Source organism: Isoptericola croceus (genome assembly GCF_029382255.1).
In the GTDB taxonomy this organism is placed as follows: Bacteria; Actinomycetota; Actinomycetes; order Actinomycetales; family Cellulomonadaceae; genus Isoptericola; species Isoptericola croceus.
Map to the genome: position 1 here is coordinate 627,205 of NZ_JARLLG010000001.1, position 16,184 is coordinate 643,388.

Sequence of the window (16,184 nt, forward strand, 5' to 3'; positions counted from 1 at the left end):
GCTCCCGCGCGGGCGGGCTTCCGGTTGAGTTCCTGGATCGCGTGCTCCAATAATGGAGGCATGGCCCCCACCGAGCTGCATCAGTCGCGTGCCGTCCCCGTCGTCCTCGGAGCCGGCGTCCTCGCGCTGGGCGTGGTGCTCGGGATCGCCCTGCCCCCGCTCGCCCGCTGGTTGCAGGGCGTCCTGGAGAGCACCCCGCTGCCCGTCCACGGCGCGATCGGTCTCGTGGCGGACCTTCCGCTGGCCTGGTCGCTGCCGATCCTGTCCTTCGCGGGCCTCGTGGGAGGCGTGCTCCTCGCGCTGTCCGCCGAGCACGAGGCCCTCCGACTGACGGTCTGCGACGACCACGTCGAGCACCGCACCGACGCCCGGGAAGGCTGGATCGAGCGGACGGAGGTCGAGACCGTGCACCGCGACGGCAAGGACCTCGTCTTCCTCGGGACGGGCGGGCGTCCGCGGGCACGCATGGCGGCTGACAGCCTGAATGCCTCGAGACTCGCCGGCGCGTTGCGCGACCACGGCTGGCCGTGGCGCGACGACGACCCCTACGACGGCGAGTTCGCGTCCTGGGTGGACGGTCGCCCCGGCTTCGACGCCGCCGAGCAGGACCTGCTGCGCCAGCGCCTCGCCGAGCGCAAGGACGCCGCCGCGGTCGTACGCGTCGACAGCATGCTGGCGGCGCGCGGGCTGGCCGTGCGCGAGCGGGACGGGCGGCTCCAGGTCCGTCGTGCGGGCGTTCCCGGGACCGCCGGTGTGGACGACGGCGAGGCAGGCCGTGGCGCGGACCGTTGACACCGAGCGCTACGCGGCCCGCCGCCTGCAGATCATCGACGCCGGGCTGACGGTCATCGCGGAGCGCGGGTACGACGGCGCCACGACCGCCCGGATCTGCCGGCAGGCCGGGATCGGGTCGGGCACGTTCTTCCACTACTTCGCCACGAAGGCCGACCTGCTGCTGGCCATCCTCGAGCTCGGCACGGCCGAGACCCGGGAGAAGGCGGCGGCCTTCGAGGGGCGGACGGACGCCCTCGCCGTCCTCCTCGAGCTGGTGGGCGCCGCCGCGGACGAGGCGGCCGACCCGAGGGTGCCGGGGTTCGTCCGGGCGGTGGCGGGCGTGATGCACGTACCGGCCGTCGCCGCGGCGCTCGCCGAGGACGACGCCGCGCAGCGCGAGCTGCTGCTGCACTGGGTCGAGCGCGGCCGGGCGGCCGGGGAGGTCCGCACGGACGTGCCGGCCGGCCGGCTCGCGTCGTGGCTGACCCTGCTCATGGACGGCTTCCTCGAGCGCGTGGCCGTCGACGACGGCTTCGTCGCCGCCGACGAGCGGGAGCTCCTGGTCGCCACCGTCCGGGACTTCCTGCGCGGCGTCGGCCCCCCGCCGCACCCGTGACACGACGAAGGCCGCCGTCCACCAGGACAGCGGCCTTCGCGGCGCGCCGGAGTCAGCTGGCCTCGGCGTCGCCGTCCACCCAGTCGAAGGTCTTGGTCACGGCCTTCTTCCACTGGCGGTAGAGCCGCTCACGCTCGTCCTCGGGCATCGACGGGGTCCAGCGCTTGCCCTCCGCCCAGTTCTCGGTGACGTCCGACTCGCCCTGCCAGAACCCGACGGCGATGCCCGCGGCGTAGGCGGCACCCAGCGCCGTCGTCTCGGCGACCTCCGGGCGGATGACGTCGACCCCGAGCTGGTCCGCCTGGAACTGCATGAGCAGCTCGTTGGCGACCATGCCGCCGTCGACCTTGAGCTCGGTGAGATCCACGCCGGAGTCCGCGTTCATCGCGTCCATGACCTCGCGGGTCTGGTACGCCGTCGCCTCGAGGGCGGCACGGGCGATGTGGTTGCGGTCGACGTAGCGAGTGAGCCCGACGAGCGCGCCGCGGGCGTCGGGACGCCAGTAAGGGGCGAAGAGCCCGGAGAACGCCGGCACGAAGTACGCCCCGCCGTTGTCGGAGACCTTGTTGGCCAGGTACTCGACGTCGGGAGCGTCGGCGAACAACCCCAGGTTGTCGCGCAGCCACTGCACCAGCGAACCGGTCACGGCGATCGAGCCCTCGAGGGCGTAGACCGCCGCGGCGTCGCCGATCTTGTAGCAGACGGTGGTCAGCAGACCGTTCTCGGACGGGACCTTCTCGGTGCCGGTGTTGAGCAGCATGAAGTTGCCCGTGCCGTAGGTGTTCTTGGCGGTGCCGACCTCGAAGCACGCCTGACCGAACGTCGCCGCCTGCTGGTCGCCGAGGATGCCGGCGATCGGCACGCCGGGCACCATCCCGCGGGGGCGGCCCCGGCCGTACACCTCGGAGGAGGACCGGATCTCGGGGAGCATCGACAACGGGATGCCCATATCGGCCGCGATGTCCTCGCGCCAGCTCAGGGTGTCGAGGTCCATGAGCATGGTGCGCGAGGCGTTGGTGACGTCGGTGACGTGCACGCCGCCCTCGGAGCCGCCGGTCATGTTCCACAGCACCCAGGTGTCGGTGTTGCCGAAGAGCAGGTCTCCGCGCTCGGCGGCCTCGCGGGCACCCTCGACGTTGTCGAGGATCCACTTGATCTTGGGCCCGGAGAAGTACGTCGCCAGCGGCAGGCCGACGATCGACTTGTACTTCTCGGGCCCCTCGGCGCCACCGAGCTCCTCGACGATCGTCTGGGTGCGGGTGTCCTGCCAGACGATGGCGTTGTAGACGGGCTTGCCGGTGTTCTTGTCCCAGACGACGGTGGTCTCGCGCTGGTTGGTGATGCCGACGGCGGCGAGGTCCTCGTGGGAGATGTTGCCGCGGGTCAGCGCCAGGCCGACCACCTCGCGGACGTTGTTCCAGATCTGCTCGGCGTTGTGCTCGACCCAGCCCGCCCTCGGGAAGATCTGGTCGTGCTCGAGCTGGCCGGTCGAGACGCTGCGTCCCGAGTGGTCGAAAATGATGGCACGCGAGCTCGTCGTGCCCTGGTCGATGGCGAGGACGTAGTCAGCCATGGTGTGTGTCCTTCAGGTCGTGTGCGGTACGGGTTTCGATGCTGATGATGATCGTCAGAAGGTCACGGCGGTCGCGACCACGCCGGCGAGCGCACCACCGGTCAGCGGGCCGACGATCGGTACCCAGGAGTAGGACCAGTCGCTGGAGCCCTTGCCCCTGATGGGGAGCAGGGCGTGCGCGATGCGGGGGCCGAGGTCACGGGCCGGGTTGATCGCGTAGCCGGTGGGCCCACCGAGGCTCGCGCCGATGCCGACCACCAAAAGGGCGACGGCCAGCGGGCCGATGTCGCCGGGCCAGTTCCCGAAGGACAGCACGACGAACACGAGCACGAACGTGCCGATGATCTCGGTCACGAGGTTCCAGCCGTAGGACCGGATCGCCGGTCCGGTGGAGAACACCCCGAGCTTGACCGCAGGGTCGGCCTCCTCGTCGAAGTGCTTCTTGTAGGCCAGGAACGCCAGGACGGCACCGAGGAAGGCACCGACGAGCTGCGCACCGATGTAGATCACGGCGTTGGCGGCGGTGGCGGGAATGCCCGGTCCGAACTCCTCCGCGCCGTTGGCCAGGAGCCCGACCGTGACGGCAGGGTTGATGTGCGCGCCGGAAGAGAACGCGACGTACACGCCGGCGAACACGCCGAGGCCCCAGCCGAAGTTGATGAGCAGCCAACCACCGTTGAAACCCTTGTTCTTCGGCAGGATCACGTTCGCCACCACACCGCCACCGAGGAGGAGCAGCATCATGGTGCCCAACATCTCGGTGACGAAGATCTGGCCTGATGACATCGTCGTCTCGCTTTCTCGTAGGACTTCGTCGTCGGTCTCGGGCGTCGGTGCCGGGGACGGTGAGCCCGGCACGGTCGGTGTGCCGGGAGGTCGGTCAGGTCGTTCGCAGCCGCTGCATCGGTGCGACGTCCGGGGCCTGGGACCGGGCCTGTTCCGCCGAGGCGTCGTCGGCGGTCCGCGCGGCGGCGTCCTCGGCGTCGGCGCGGGCGCGGTAGGCGTCGATCTCGGCCTGCTTCGTCTTCTCGTCCCAGTCCAGCAGGGGAGCGGCGATCTCGGCGATCTCCTCGAGCGCCGCCCTGCCCTTGTCGGGCACCTCGTAGACGAGGCGGGTGCGGCGCAGGAGCAGGTCCTCCAGGTGCAGGGCACCCTCGTGGCTGACGGCGTAGTGGATCTCCGCGCGCAGGTACGCCGGGGCGTGCTCCAGGGCCCTCGCGAGCGACGGGTCCTCCTCGCAGAGGGTGACCAGCTCGCGGAGCGCCGACCCGTAGCGGTGCAGCAGGTGGTCGAGCATCGCCGGGCTCCAGCGGTAGCGCTGCGACCAGGCGCGGGCCTGGCGCCGCACCGCGGAGAGGCCGACAGCCCCGACGAGCGGGATCTGGTGCGTCACCGACGGCAGCGCGTGCGCCCGCTGACCGATCGCGAAGTCGACGGCGTCCTTGGCCATCACCCGGTAGGTGGTCAGCTTGCCGCCCGCGATCACGGTGAGTCCGGGCGCCGGGGAGGCGACCGTGTGCTCGCGCGACACCTTGGACGAGCCGGTGCCTTCCTTCGTCCCGGGCTGGAGCAACGGGCGCAGACCTGCGTAGGTGCCGATGATGTCCTCGCGGCTGAGCGGGTGGGCCAGCACGGCGTTGGCGTGGTCCAGCACGTAGTCGATGTCGGCAGCCGTGGCCACGGGGTGCACGGGGTCCTGCTCCCAGGGCGTGTCCGTGGTGCCGATGATCCAGTAGCGCGACCACGGGATGATGAACAGCACCGACTTCTCGGTCTGCAGGATCAGCCCCACGGCGCCCTTGATCCGCTCGCGGGGGACGACGATGTGGATCCCCTTCGAGGCCAGGACCCGCAGCCCGCCCTCGTCACCGGCGAGCGCCTCGGTGTCCTCGGTCCACACCCCGGTGGCGTTGATGACGTGCCGGGCGCGGACGGCGATCTCGCGGCCGGTCTCGAGGTCGACGACGACGGCGCCGTTCACGGCCCCGGTGCCGCTCTTGGTGAGCGCGACGACCTGGGTGCGCGACGCGGCGTGGGCGCCGTAGTCGACGGCGGTCCGCACGAGCGTGCTCACCAGGCGCGAGTCGTCCACCGAGGCGTCCCAGTACTGGACGGCGCCGATGGCGGCCTCGTGCGCCAGGTCGGGGAACTTCTGGGCGATCTGCCGCCTGCTGAGGTGACGGTGGAGGGGCATGGCACGCCGACCGGGCGCGATCGCGGCCAGGGTGTCGTAGAGGGCGATGCCGGCGCCCACGTACGCCCGTTCCCAGATGCGGTGCTCCAGCGGGTAGAGGAACGGGACGGGCTTGACCAGGTGCGGTGCGAGCTCCTTGAGGAGCAGGTCGCGCTCGGTCAGCGCCTCGTGCACCAGGGAGAAGTCGAGCATCTGCAGGTAGCGCAGGCCTCCGTGGACCAGCTTGCTCGACCAGCTCGAGGTTCCGGCCGACCAGTCCTGGGCCTCGACGATCGCGGTGGACAGGCCGCGGGTGACGGCGTCGAGCGCGATGCCCGCGCCGGTGACACCACCACCGACCACGAGCACGTCGAGCTCGGTGGCAGGTTCCTGGGAGCTCTCCAGGGCAGCCAGCGCCCTGCTGCGTGACTCGGACGTGAGTCGGGAGGCCATCGGTGGTGCTCCTCTCGGGTGGGATCCACACCAGGGCAACATCGGCGGAACGTTCTCGCAACCTTGGTGCACGAACGTGCAAAATAGGTTCTGCTGCGGCAGTCTGGGCCGGTGACGATCACCCGGGAGCGCGACATGGTCATGGCCGCGACCATGTACTACCTGCAGGACATGAAGATGGAGTCGATCGCGCGGCACCTGCGCACGTCGCGGTCCACGGTGTCGCGGCTGCTCAAGCGCGCGCGGGAGACCGGCGTCGTCGAGATCACGCTGCGCCCGGCGCACTCGCGCGCCCCGGGGATCGGGCGAGAGCTGGTGTCGCGGTACGGCATCGAGGCCTACGTGGTGCCGGTGGCCGACTCGGCCGACGACGCCGAACGCCTCGGTCAGGTCGCGCGGACCGCCGCCCGGCTCGTGCAGCGATGGTTCGACTCCGACATGGTGCTGGGCGTCGCCTGGGGCACCACGCTGGGGGCGGTGGCCGAGCACCTGACGCACAAGGCGACCCGGGGCTCGTCCGTGGTGCAGCTCAACGGCGCGGCCAACACCCGCACGTCCGGGGTGAGCTATGCAGGTGGGCTCATCGACCAGATCGGTGCGTCGTTCGAGGCCAACGTGCACCACTTCCCGGTGCCGGCGTTCTTCGACTATGCCGAGACCCGGGCCGCGATGTGGCGCGAGCGGTCGGTCCGTCGGGTCCTGGACTTCCAGTCGCGGACCGACCTGGCGATGTTCTCGGTGGGTGCCCTCACGGGCGTGCCCTCCCACGTGTACTCGGCCGGGTACCTGGATCCCGAGGACGTCGCCACGCTCGACCGGGCCGGCGTGGCCGGGGACGTCTGCACCGTGTTCCTGCGGCCGGACGGCACCTACCGTGACATCGCGATCAACGCGCGGGCGACCGGCCCGACCCCTGACCAGCTGCGCCAGATCCCTCGGCGGCTCTGCGTCGTGGCGGGGGACAACAAGATCGTGCCCCTGCGGGCGGCGCTCGCGGCCGGCGTGGTCACGGACCTGGTGATCGACGAGATGACGGCTGCGCGGCTCGCCGACGCCGAGGGCATGGACTGAACATTCGTGCGTCCCGGCGGGGTGGGCCCGCGTGCCGGCAGGGGCGGCCCTAGTGTGGTCAGGTGCCCGCTGCCAGCTTCTCGGTCCGCCCAGCCCTCCCCGCGGACGTGCGCGCGGTCCGGGACCTCGTCGAGCCGTACGCCTCCGAGCGGATCCTGCTGGCCAAGGAGATGGTCGGCTACTACGAGGCGGTCCAGGAGTTCGTCGTGGCCGACGCCGGCCCGGACCACGGGGTCATCGGCTGCGGTGCGCTGCACGTGATGTGGGAGGACGTCGCCGAGATCCGCACGCTCGCCGTCGACCGCGCCTGGACGGGACACGGCGTGGGGCACGCCCTCGTGAGCGAGCTGATCGACCGGGCCCGGTCGATGAGGTTGCGCCGGCTGTTCTGCCTGACGTTCGAGGTCGACTTCTTCACCGCGCACGGGTTCCAGGAGATCCAGGGCACGCCGGTCTCGCACGAGGTGTACGCCGAGCTGCTGAGGTCTCACGACGACGGCGTCGCGGAGTTCCTCGACCTCGCTCGCGTCAAGCCGAACACTCTCGGCAACACGCGGATGCTGCTCGAGCTCTGATGCTCACGCCGGCAGCAGGTATCGCCCGGCGTCGTCGGTCTCCGCCAGGCCGTCCTCGACGAGGCCGGCGAGGCAGCGGTCGAGCTGTGCTGCCGGCCCGGCGTCGGCGAGCAGCGCTCGCGGGACGGGAGCGTCGGCGCCTCGCAGCGCCGCCATGACGCGGCCCCGGACCTGGCGGTCCGTGCCCTCCCAGGCCTGGGTCCGCCGTCGGGCAGCGTGCTCGTCCGGTGGGAACCCGGCGAGCCGCCATGCGCAGGCGGCGCGCAGCGGGCACGCCTCGCAGCGCGGTGCCCGTGCGGTGCACACCAGCGCACCGAGCTCCATCGAGGCAGCGGCCCAGGCTGCCGCGGTCTCGTCGTCGTCGGGCACCAGCGATGCTGCGAGCGCGCGCTCGGCCGCCGTGTAGGACGGCGCGGGCAGCGCGGCCCCGCTGACGGCCCGGGCCTGCACCCGGCGCACGTTCGTGTCGACGACGACGGACCGCCGTCCGAACGCGAAGGCCTGCACCGCTCCAGCCGTGTACTCCCCGACCCCGGGCAGCGCCAGGAGCGACTCCTCCTCGGCGGGGACGGTGCCGCCGTGGCGTTCGACGACGGCGCGGGCGCAGTCCGCGAGGCGCAGCGCCCGGCGGGGGTAGCCGAGCCGACCCCACGCACGCAGCACGTCGGCCGTGGGTGCACCGGCGAGGTCTGACGGTGCGGGCCAGCGCTCCATCCAGGCGCGCCACACCGGCTCCACGCGTGCGACCGGAGTCTGCTGCAGCATCACCTCGCTGACCAGCACCCCCCACGGTGTGCGGTCCGGTGCCCGCCACGGCAGATCACGGGCAGCGTCGCCGTACCACGCGGTGACCCGCTCGACCAGTTCGTGCACGGTCGCCATTGTGCCTGGTCCGGACCCGTGCCGGGCACGCTGGTCGAGCGGCGCGGCTGCGTGGAGCGGCATGCCCGACGACGTAGCGTGGCACCGGAAAGAACTGTTCAGAAGGCGGGAGTGCAGTGGCGGCAGCGAAGGGCCGGGGCCGGGGTGGCCCCTCGCGTGGGGGGCGGGCAACGCCCTCGACGCGGTCGTCGGGCGCGTCGGCACGATCGTCGTCGCAGCGGACGACGGCGCGTGGTTCGGCCGGTTCGTCGTCGGGCGCGAAGCCTGCCGCGAAGAAGCCTGCCGCCAAGAAGCCCGCCGCGAAGAAGCCCGCTCCGAAGACGTCGACGGGGCAGCCGAGGAAGAAGCCCGCGGCGAGGTCGGGTGCGCAACGGACGCCCGCGGCCGGGAGCGCCTCGCGCAAGGCGGGTGCGGCGCCCGCTGCCCGCAAGCCAGCTGCTCGCAAGCCCGCTCGCAAGCCAGCGGCGCGGACCCCCGAGCGGAGGCTGGCACCGTCCGGCCGCACCACCCGGAACGCTCCCGGGCGCAAGGTGACGACGAACGGCCTCGTCGCCCCGGGTGCCACCCCGCGTCCTCGCGCGAAGCAGGCGCCTCGCAAGACGCCGCAGCGCCGGCCGAAGAAGCCGTCGGCAGCGCAGCTCCGCCGTCGTCGATCACTGCGCAACGGCGCCCTGGTCGTACTGCTCACCCTCGGACTGCTCGTGGGGCTGGGCACCGCCGGCGGCTATGGGATCGGGCGCGCCGTCGACGTCGTGCGTGACCTGTGGCCTGAGCCGCGCCCGGACCTCACCGCCGACAAGGCGGCACCGCCGGACCCGATCGACCTGTCCGGTCCGGCCGAGACCTGCACGGCGAGCGCCGTCGAGCTCGACCTGGCCGCCGGATCGACCACGCTGGCCCCTGGCGAGATGCTGCCCTTCACGCTGCGCGTGACCAACGAGGGTCGGATGCCCTGCCTGCTGGACGGTCGTGGATCCAGCATGCAGGTCGTGGTGACCGACGCCGAGGGCGAGCGGGTGTGGTCTTCCGCCGACTGTGGCGGCGGTGGCGGGAGCGACCTGCTGCTGGGCGTCCAGAACGCCCTGGACACGTGGGACATGACGGTCCGCTGGAGCGGGTCCTCGTCGGAGCCCGGCTGCGAGGGAAAGCGCGAGCGCCTCCCGGCCGGCGAGTACACCGCCGCGATCTCGCTGGCTGACGTCCCCGACGCGGCCGGCGACCCGGTGACCGTGACGGTGGCAGAGTCCCCGGCGAAGGAGTCGGCTCCCGAGAGCTCCGAGGAGGCGGACGAGTCGGAGAAGGCGGAGAAGTCGGCGGACGACGGTGAGGACACGTCCTCGGACGACGACGCGCCACAGGACGACACGAAGGACTGAGGCCTCGGCTCGTCGCGCCGCTCGGTGTGGGTGCGCCTACACGTACCGCTCGAGGATGCTGGACTCCGCCAGCCGCGAGAGTCCCTCGCGCACCGCGCGGGCCCGCTGGTCGCCGACACCGTCGACACCCATGAGGTCCTCGGCGCTGGCGGCCAGCAGCTTCTGCAGCCCGCCGAAGTGCGAGACGAGCCGGTCGATGACGGACGTCGGCAGGCGAGGCACCTTGGACAGCAGCCGGTACCCGTGCGGGGCGACCGCGGCGTCCAGGGCGACGCCGCCGCCCGGCAGCTCGAGGACGCGGCCGATCTGGGACAGGTCGAGGAGCTGGGCCGAGTCGAGCGCCGCGAGGTCGGCGTGGACGTCCTGGATGGTGCGTCCCGCGCGGTCCACGTCCACGTAGTCGCGCACCACGAAGTCGCGGTCGGCGCCGATGCCGCCGATCAGCTCGTCGAGCTGGAGCGCGAGCAGCCTGCCGTCGGTGCCGAGCTCGACGACGTAGCCGTCGATCTCGTCGGAGATCCGGCGCACCATCTCCAGGCGCTGGACGACCGCGCACACGTCGCGGATCGTCACGAGGTCCTCGATCTCGAGGGCGGACAGCGTGCCGGAGACCTCGTCGAGCCGCGAGCGGTACCGCTCCAGCGTGGCGAGAGCCTGGTTGGCGCGGCCCAGGATCGTGTCCGAGTCCTCCAGGACGTGCCGCATGCCGCCGATGTAGATGGCGACGATCCGCATCGACTGGCTCACCGAGACGATCGGCAGTCCGGTCTGCTTCGCCACCCGCTCGGCGGTGCGGTGCCGGGTACCGGACTCGCTCGTCTCGATCGTCGGGTCGGGCAGGAGCTGGACCGCGGCCCGCCGGATGCGCGTGGCGTCGCGGTCGAGGACCACGGCGCCGTCCATCTTGGACAGCTCGCGCAGCCGGGTGGCGGAGAACTCGACGTCGAGCACGAACCCTCCGGAGCAGATCTCCTCGACCGTCTTGTCGAGCCCGAGGACGATCAGCGCGCCGGTGCGGCCACGCAAGATGCGTTCGAGCCCGTCGCGCAGCTCCGTCCCGGGTGCGACGGCGGCAAGGGTCTCCCGCAGCAGGGCGTCGGGGTGCGCGTTGGAGGGAGCCACGTGGGCATTCTACGACGTACTCTCCCTGCGGCGACGGGTGGCGCTCGCCGAGTCGCCCTGCGCGGCGAGCTCGACGGCCTCGGCGATGTGTCGCGCCTCGGCGAGGCGGAGGCCGGCCGGCGCCTTGGCCGCTGTCCCTGCCGGCACGACGGCGCGGGTGAAGCCGAGCCGGGCGGCCTCGGTGAGACGCCGCTCCAGCCCGGTGACGGGCCGGATGTCACCGGCGAGCCCGACCTCGCCCACGGCGACGGTGCCCGCGGGCAGGGCGTCCCCGGTGCGGGCCGAGACGATGGCCAGCGCGGTGGCGAGGTCCGCGGCCGGCTCGGTGACCCGGGCGCCGCCGATGGTCGAGGCGTACACGTCGGAGTCGGCCAGTCGCAGCCCGGCATGCCGGTGCAGCACCGCGAGGATCATGGCGAGCCGCTGGGACTCCACGCCGCTGGTGGCCCGGCGCGGGTTCGCCAGCGGGGAGGGGGCCACGAGCGACTGGATCTCCAGCGCGAGCGGCCGGCGCCCCTCGAGTGTCACGGTGACGCAGGTGCCCGGCACCCCCGCGCCGAGGTGCGACAGGAACAGCCCGCTCGGGTCGCTGAGCCCCACGATGCCGGCCTCTGACAGGTCGAAGCAGCCGACCTCGTCCGTGGGCCCGAACCGGTTCTTGACCGCGCGGACCATCCGCAGCCGGGAGTGCCGGTCGCCCTCGAACTGGCACACGACGTCGACCAGGTGCTCCAGGGTCCGTGGGCCGGCGACCGTGCCGTCCTTGGTGACGTGCCCGACGAGGAGGACCGGCACCTGGCGCTCCTTCGCCGCGGCGATGAGGGCGCCGGCCACCTCGCGCACCTGGCTCACACCGCCCGGGGCGCCGTCCACCTCCGCCGAGGCGATCGTCTGCACCGAGTCGACCACCAGCAGGGCAGGGTCGGCGGCCTCCAGGTGCCCGAGCACCGTGGCCAGGTCCGTCTCCGCCGCGAGCAGCAGGGTGTCCGCGAGCGCGCCGATGCGCTCTGCGCGCAACCGGACCTGTCCGGCCGACTCCTCGCCCGTCACGTACAGCACGGGACGCGGCACGCCGTCCGCACCGCGAGCAGCGTTCGAGGCCACCGAGAGCAGCAGCGTCGACTTGCCCACCCCCGGCTCGCCGGCGAGCAGCACGACGGCGCCGGGGACGAGCCCGCCACCGAGGACCCGGTCCAGCTCCTCCACGCCCGTCGGGGTGGCCCGGGCGGCGTCCACGTCGATCTCCGCGATCGGCCGGGCAGCGGAGCGGACCGGGTTCACTGCCGTCGTGCGAGGCCCCGCCGAGGCGGGGCCCTCCTCCGCGACCGTGCCCCACTCCTGGCACTCACCGCAGCGGCCGACCCACTTCGCGGTGGTCCAGCCGCACGCGCTGCAGCGGAACCCCGGACGGGAGGACTTCGAGGCGCGGGAGCGCGCGGAGGTCGTGGTACTCACGGACGTCACGCTAGGCCGTGCTACCGACATCGGCGGGGGTCAGCACGTAGGCTGCTGCGCGACGCCGCCGTCGGCAGCGCCGGTGTGTGGCAGAGCAGGAGGACATCGATGGTCGGTCAGCGGCCCGGGTACATGTCCCCGGGTTTCCGGACCCCGGGGGACAAGGTGCACCAGAACACGTCGCGGGCGGCCGTCGTCCGCCGCCGCAAGATCGGCCTGGTCGTCGCGCTGGTGGCGATCGCCGTCATCGCCCTCGTGACCGCCTTCGTGTGGCCCGGGTTCGCCCGTCCGGACGCGGAGCCCCTGCCGGACGTCACCGTGACGGCCGCCCCGCCCACGCCGACGGCCGACCCGGCCGACCTGCCCGACGACGCCACCGACTTCCTGTCCGCGATGCCAGGGTCGGTGCTGCAGCTCGTCCGGCTCGACGTCGCCGAGAACGAGTGGGTCGAGGACGCCGACGCGATCGAGGCGTGGGACGTCACCTACGGCGACGGGCCCGACGGCGGCGAGCAGGTCGCGCTCGTGGCCGGCCAGTGGTCGGACGCGGACGCCGCCTCCGAGGTGCACGCCGCCCTGCTCGAGGCGGCCGGCACCCCGACCGCCGAGGGCGACGTGACCGTCGGCGACGAGACCGCCGGCACCTACACCGTCACCCCCGGCACCGCCGCCGGGCAGTCGGTCGTGACCTGGCGCAACGGCACCGCCGTGTTCCAGGCGTCCGGACCGGACCAGCTCGTCCAGGACTTCTACCAGGCCTTCCCCCTCTAGGAGGAGAACGACTCGTGAGCACGCAGATCGCCGGGACCAGGGTCGCGTTCCTCGGCACCGGGAACATGGCCGAGGCCGTCCTCGCGGGCGCGCTCGCCTCAGGGCTGGCGCCTTCCGACGTGGTCGCCACCGTGCGGCGGCCCGAGCGCGGCGTCGAGCTCGCCGAGCGGTACGGCGTGCGCACCACGGCCGACAACCTCGAGGCCGTCGCCGGGGCGCGCGTCGTCGTGGTCGGCGTCAAGCCGAAGGACGTCGTCACGATGCTCGACGCCGTCGCCGGCGCGCTGGCGGCGGACGCCGTCGTGGTGAGCGTCGCCGTCGGGCTGCCGCTGTCCCTCTACGCGCGCCACCTGCCCGACGGGCAGCCCGTGGTGCGGACCATGCCCAACACGCCCGCGCAGGTCGGCGCCGGGGTGACCGCCGTCGTCCCCGGACCCACCGCGGGGGACGGCGACGTCGCGCTCGTCGAGGCCCTGCTCGCCGGCACGGGCGAGACCGTGCGGATCACCGAGAAGGACATCGACGCGTTCGGGGCGCTCGCCGGTTCCGGGCCCGCGTACGTGTTCTACGTGGTCGACGCCATGGCCGAGGCCGGCGTCCTGATGGGCCTGACCCGCGACGTCGCGCGGCGCCTGGCCGTGCAGACGGTGCTCGGCTCCGGCAGGCTCCTCGCGGAGACGGGCGAGCATCCGGCGATCCTGCGCGAGAAGGTCTCCTCGCCCGGGGGAACCACCATCCAGGCGCTCAAGCGGCTGGACGACGGCGGTGTCCGGGCCGCGTTCCTCACCGCGCTCGAGGCGGCGCGTGACCGGTCTCGCGAGCTGGCCGCCGAGCTGGGCTGACGGGCGCGGCGACGGCAGTCACGTCAGTGCCACGACGATCGTGACGATCGCCCCGACGCCAGCGAGCGCGAGCGCCGCCGTCTGGATCGCGCGGGGGTCGGCTCGGGGCGCGAGAAGAGCGCCGGCGGCGGCCCCCGCTCCTAGCGCCCCGATGAGCACGGCCCACGACAGGGGCGGGATGGAGATGCGCGGAGCCGCTGCCACGGCAAGGACGTTGATGACCGCGGCGACACCTTGGAGCGTCGGGACGAAGGTCGGCCCGGCCCAGCCGGTGCGCACCGCGTAGATCGCCAGCGGAGGACCGCTCAGACCCGCGGCCGCGCCGAGGCCTCCAGCGCTGGCACCGGCGAACACCCGTGCCAGCGTCGAGTCGCCCGACAGCCCGCTCCGCGTCCTCAGCCAGAAGGTCAACGCGATGGCGCTGAGAACCGCGACGCCGATCGTGGCCTGCAGGATCGCTTGGTCCGCCCGCCGTATGAGGGGGGAGAGGGCCAGGATGACCACCACCGACCCGGCCGCCATGGTGGCTGCCCGGCGCCACTCGATCTTGCGGAGGGACGTCAGCAGGATCCCGATGTTGAGCAGCAGGGCCATCAGGTTGCACAGTGGCACCGCGGTCAGCGGGCCGAACATCAGCACGAGGGCTGGTGCGCTCACCAGGGCGATCCCGATGCCGGTGATCCGCTGGGCGGTAGCCCCGACGGCCACGGCGAGGCACACGGCCGCCAGACCGAGGGTCTCGGTCACCTCGTGGCCCCGGCCGCCGCGGGGCGGCTCAGGCTCGTGACGAACGTGATGGCGTCGCCCCGGTAGTGCAGGAGCTCGTAGTCGATGGGTTCCTGGCCGGTGGTGAACGTGGTGCGCTCGACCAGCAGGATGGGTTCTCCGGGTGCGATCTGCAGGTGCTCAGCGACGTGCTCGGCGGCGCTGGTCGCACGCATGCGGTAGGTCGCATCGCGCAGCGGGATGCCGTACTTCTCCTCGAGCAGGGTGAAGATCGGCTGGTTCTCGAGGTCTTCGCCGACCACGCCCTCAGCGAGCCCGCCGGGGAGCCAGGTCTGGTCGAAGGAGACCGGCCGTCCTTCGGCCAGCCGTACGCGTTCGATGAAATCGACCGGTGACCCCGTCAGCAGGTCGAGCCGGGCGGCGACGTCAGGGGAGGCCGGCACCGTCTCGGCGGTGATCAGCTCCGCGGAGGCTCCGAGGCCCAGGGCCTCCATGTCCTCGACGAACCCGGTGAGTGCGGTCAGGGGCTGCTCGAGCTGCCGCTCGGCGACGAAGGTGCCCCGGCCCTGCTGGGTCACGACGACCCCCCGGGCCACGAGGTTCTGGACGGCGCGCCGGACCGTGATGCGACTCGCGCCGAACTCCTCGATCAGCTGGTCCTCCGTCGGCAGCCGGTCTCCGGGAGCGAGGCCGTCGGTGATCCTGGTCAGCAGCGCGTCTTCGATCTGGGCGTAGAGCGGTTGTCTTGGCACCAAGTTAGTATAACAACATAATGACTTTCGGGCGTCGGGCCGCCGCCGACGACGACGAGGGTGTACGTCGGTCGCGATCTGCCCGGCGGATCCCCATCTCTTTCCGGCGGATCATCACGCATCTCCGTGTTTCCCGAGGTCAGCGGGCAGTCCGGTCACGTGAGGCAGGCGTAACTGTCGGGTAACGGGAGGCGCTATGGCACGTAACCCGCGCCCCCGAGAGTCCTCGCATGAAGCCGACAACGGATGACCCGGTGCCCGCAGGGCGGCGTTCCGGGCCTGTCCGCCGGATCCGTGACGTCCTGCGGACCCGCATCCTCGAGGGCGTCTACGGTCGAGAGCCACTCCCACCGGAGACCGCGCTCGCCCTGGAGTTCGGCGCCAGCCGCAACATCATCCGCGAGGTGCTCTCGCTCCTGCGCGACGAAGGCCTGATCACCCGCATCCAGGGTTCCGGCACCTTCGTGGTCGCCGGAAGGCTCGTCCACGGCCTCGACCGGCTGCGAGGCCTCGCGGAGACCTTCGGGTCGCGACAACCCCGCGTCACCAACGCCGTCGTCCTGGCCGAGATCGTGCCGGCCGTGCCCCTGGTCGCCGAGCGGCTCCAGGTCGAAGCAGGTTCGCCCGTCCTCTGCCTGGAGCGCGTCCGCTCCTTCGACGGCGAGCCGGTGACCCTCGACGCCAGCTACTTCCCCGCCGACATCGGTGAGCCGCTGCTCGATCTCGACCTCGAGAACCGCGACATCTTCGAGCTCATCGAGTGCGAGCTCGGCCTGCCGCTCGGTGCCGCACGGCTGCGCATCGAGGCCATGGTCGCCGACCGGGTGGTCGCCGGGATGCTCCGCATCCGCCCCGGGTCGCCGCTGCTGTTCGTGGAGCGACTGACGCACGCCGACGGTGGCCGGCCCGTCGACCTCGAGTTCCTGCGCTACCGGGGAGACCGGATGACCCTGGCCAGCTGGCTGGAGCGCACCCCTCTCGCCAACCCCTTCACGTCCCGGCACGACACAGAAAGCGACTAGA

Annotated in this window: 16 protein-coding genes; 8 read left to right on the forward strand and 8 right to left on the reverse strand. The window is 72.4% G+C overall.

What is annotated here, in order from left to right; all coding sequences use genetic code 11:
* Positions 1-60 precede the first annotated feature (60 nt).
* Positions 61-792, forward strand: a complete 732-nt coding sequence (locus PZC42_RS02860; protein WP_277208177.1) for a YqeB family protein — start codon at positions 61-63, stop codon at positions 790-792.
* Positions 776-1,390 (forward strand): TetR/AcrR family transcriptional regulator, encoded by a 615-nt coding sequence (locus PZC42_RS02865; protein ID WP_277208178.1) that lies wholly within the window; start codon positions 776-778, stop codon positions 1,388-1,390. Before PZC42_RS02860 ends, PZC42_RS02865 begins: the two co-directional genes overlap by 17 nt.
* A 52-nt stretch (positions 1,391-1,442) precedes the next feature.
* On the opposite strand, the gene glpK is transcribed toward PZC42_RS02865, so the two are convergent.
* The 3 genes from glpK to PZC42_RS02880 form a co-directional block, all read right to left on the reverse strand.
* Entirely contained in the window at positions 1,443-2,963 is a 1,521-nt protein-coding gene (gene glpK, locus PZC42_RS02870) for a glycerol kinase GlpK (protein ID WP_277208180.1), read from the reverse strand.
* Between the two features lie 54 nt (positions 2,964-3,017).
* Positions 3,018-3,749 carry an MIP/aquaporin family protein gene (locus PZC42_RS02875; protein ID WP_277208182.1) on the reverse strand — a complete coding sequence of 244 codons (732 nt, stop codon included), beginning with the start codon at positions 3,747-3,749 and terminating at the stop codon, positions 3,018-3,020.
* A gap of 94 nt (positions 3,750-3,843) precedes the next feature.
* Complete coding sequence (locus PZC42_RS02880) at positions 3,844-5,589, reverse strand: glycerol-3-phosphate dehydrogenase/oxidase (RefSeq protein ID WP_277208184.1); 1,746 nt, start codon at positions 5,587-5,589, stop codon at positions 3,844-3,846.
* 111 nt (positions 5,590-5,700) lie between these two features.
* Between PZC42_RS02880 and PZC42_RS02885 the strand changes: the two genes are divergently transcribed.
* Complete coding sequence (locus PZC42_RS02885) at positions 5,701-6,660, forward strand: sugar-binding transcriptional regulator (protein ID WP_277208186.1); 960 nt, start codon at positions 5,701-5,703, stop codon at positions 6,658-6,660.
* A gap of 62 nt (positions 6,661-6,722) precedes the next feature.
* Positions 6,723-7,235: an amino-acid N-acetyltransferase gene (locus tag PZC42_RS02890; RefSeq protein WP_277208189.1), complete on the forward strand. Its 513-nt coding sequence runs from the start codon at positions 6,723-6,725 to the stop codon at positions 7,233-7,235.
* Positions 7,236-7,238: 3 nt separating this feature from the next.
* Here the strand turns inward: PZC42_RS02890 and PZC42_RS02895 are convergent, their stop codons facing one another.
* Positions 7,239-8,117 carry an HhH-GPD family protein gene (locus PZC42_RS02895; protein WP_277209266.1) on the reverse strand — a complete coding sequence of 293 codons (879 nt, stop codon included), beginning with the start codon at positions 8,115-8,117 and terminating at the stop codon, positions 7,239-7,241.
* A gap of 116 nt (positions 8,118-8,233) precedes the next feature.
* On the opposite strand from PZC42_RS02895, the gene PZC42_RS02900 reads away from it, so the two are divergent.
* The gene (locus PZC42_RS02900) at positions 8,234-9,493 is read left to right on the forward strand and encodes a hypothetical protein (RefSeq protein WP_277208192.1); all 1,260 of its coding nucleotides are present in this window, start codon (positions 8,234-8,236) and stop codon (positions 9,491-9,493) included.
* 36 nt (positions 9,494-9,529) lie between these two features.
* On the opposite strand, the gene disA is transcribed toward PZC42_RS02900, so the two are convergent.
* Together disA and radA are read right to left on the reverse strand one after the other, a co-directional pair.
* Positions 9,530-10,615 carry a DNA integrity scanning diadenylate cyclase DisA gene (gene disA / locus PZC42_RS02905; protein ID WP_277208195.1) on the reverse strand — a complete coding sequence of 362 codons (1,086 nt, stop codon included), beginning with the start codon at positions 10,613-10,615 and terminating at the stop codon, positions 9,530-9,532.
* A 9-nt stretch (positions 10,616-10,624) separates the two neighbouring features.
* Positions 10,625-12,100, reverse strand: coding sequence for a DNA repair protein RadA (radA, locus tag PZC42_RS02910; protein ID WP_277208197.1), 1,476 nt, complete (start codon positions 12,098-12,100; stop codon positions 10,625-10,627).
* 78 nt (positions 12,101-12,178) lie between these two features.
* Between radA and PZC42_RS02915 the strand changes: the two genes are divergently transcribed.
* Positions 12,179-12,841: a hypothetical protein gene (locus PZC42_RS02915; protein ID WP_277208198.1), complete on the forward strand. Its 663-nt coding sequence runs from the start codon at positions 12,179-12,181 to the stop codon at positions 12,839-12,841.
* Between the two features lie 14 nt (positions 12,842-12,855).
* Positions 12,856-13,683, forward strand: a complete 828-nt coding sequence (proC, locus tag PZC42_RS02920) for a pyrroline-5-carboxylate reductase (RefSeq protein WP_277208200.1) — start codon at positions 12,856-12,858, stop codon at positions 13,681-13,683.
* Positions 13,684-13,701: 18 nt separating this feature from the next.
* Here the strand turns inward: proC and PZC42_RS02925 are convergent, their stop codons facing one another.
* The gene (locus PZC42_RS02925) at positions 13,702-14,430 is read right to left on the reverse strand and encodes a TSUP family transporter (RefSeq protein ID WP_277208202.1); all 729 of its coding nucleotides are present in this window, start codon (positions 14,428-14,430) and stop codon (positions 13,702-13,704) included.
* Positions 14,427-15,161, reverse strand: coding sequence for a GntR family transcriptional regulator (locus PZC42_RS02930; RefSeq protein ID WP_277208204.1), 735 nt, complete (start codon positions 15,159-15,161; stop codon positions 14,427-14,429). Before PZC42_RS02930 ends, PZC42_RS02925 begins: the two co-directional genes overlap by 4 nt.
* 230 nt (positions 15,162-15,391) lie before the next feature.
* Here PZC42_RS02930 and PZC42_RS02935 point away from each other — a divergent pair, with 230 nt between their 5' ends.
* Positions 15,392-16,183 carry a GntR family transcriptional regulator gene (locus PZC42_RS02935; protein WP_277208207.1) on the forward strand — a complete coding sequence of 264 codons (792 nt, stop codon included), beginning with the start codon at positions 15,392-15,394 and terminating at the stop codon, positions 16,181-16,183.
* The last annotated feature ends 1 nt before the right edge of the window (position 16,184 follow it).

Coding starts and splice junctions, on each gene's coding strand:
- PZC42_RS02860 (WP_277208177.1), top strand. CDS start 61: ATGGCCCCCACCGAGCTGCATCAGTCGCGTGCCGTCCCCGTCGTCCTC.
- glpK (WP_277208180.1), bottom strand. CDS start 2,963: ATGGCTGACTACGTCCTCGCCATCGACCAGGGCACGACGAGCTCGCGT.
- PZC42_RS02875 (WP_277208182.1), bottom strand. CDS start 3,749: ATGTCATCAGGCCAGATCTTCGTCACCGAGATGTTGGGCACCATGATG.
- PZC42_RS02880 (WP_277208184.1), bottom strand. CDS start 5,589: ATGGCCTCCCGACTCACGTCCGAGTCACGCAGCAGGGCGCTGGCTGCC.
- PZC42_RS02895 (WP_277209266.1), bottom strand. CDS start 8,117: ATGGCGACCGTGCACGAACTGGTCGAGCGGGTCACCGCGTGGTACGGC.
- radA (WP_277208197.1), bottom strand. CDS start 12,100: ATGTCGGTAGCACGGCCTAGCGTGACGTCCGTGAGTACCACGACCTCC.
- PZC42_RS02915 (WP_277208198.1), top strand. CDS start 12,179: ATGGTCGGTCAGCGGCCCGGGTACATGTCCCCGGGTTTCCGGACCCCG.
- PZC42_RS02935 (WP_277208207.1), top strand. CDS start 15,392: ATGAAGCCGACAACGGATGACCCGGTGCCCGCAGGGCGGCGTTCCGGG.